The sequence below is a fragment of the Marinobacter sp. UBA2498 genome (genome assembly GCF_002341575.1).
In the GTDB taxonomy this organism is placed as follows: domain Bacteria; phylum Pseudomonadota; class Gammaproteobacteria; order Pseudomonadales; family Oleiphilaceae; genus Marinobacter; species Marinobacter manganoxydans.
Map to the genome: position 1 here is coordinate 1,955 of NZ_DDOI01000040.1, position 443 is coordinate 2,397.

Here is a 443-nt window from a genome sequence, read left to right on the forward strand (position 1 = left end):
ATATCCCGCAACCACAGGGATAAAATCCCGCCAGTGAGCGCAAGCGGTACGCCAGTGAAAATAATCAAGGCGTCTTTCACCGAACCGAACGCCATGACCAATAGGCCAATGATGATCACCAGCGTGATCGGTACCACAATGGCGAGACGTGCGCTGGCCGACTGCAGTTGCTCGAAGGTGCCCCCGTAATCCAGCCAATACCCATCCGGTAAATCCACTTCCTGGGCGATGCGCGCTTGTGCTTCTTCGACAAATCCACCCAAGTCGCGGTCCCGCACGTTGGCGGTCACCACTACCCGGCGCTTGCCATTTTCCCGGCTGATTTGGGTTGGTGCCAGTGCCAGCTCCAGCTCTGCCACTTCCGACAATGGCACATAGCCGCCGTCCGGCAAGGGAACGGGCAGAAAGGCCAAACTGTCGATGTCACGCCTCACGGTTTCCGG

Annotated in this window: 1 protein-coding gene; it reads right to left on the reverse strand. The window is 58.5% G+C overall.

Features of this window, described 5'->3' with window-relative positions:
- Positions 1 to 443, reverse strand: a 443-nt coding sequence (locus tag B2W52_RS04360; protein WP_286801543.1) for an efflux RND transporter permease subunit, incomplete at both ends; no start/stop codon positions are given.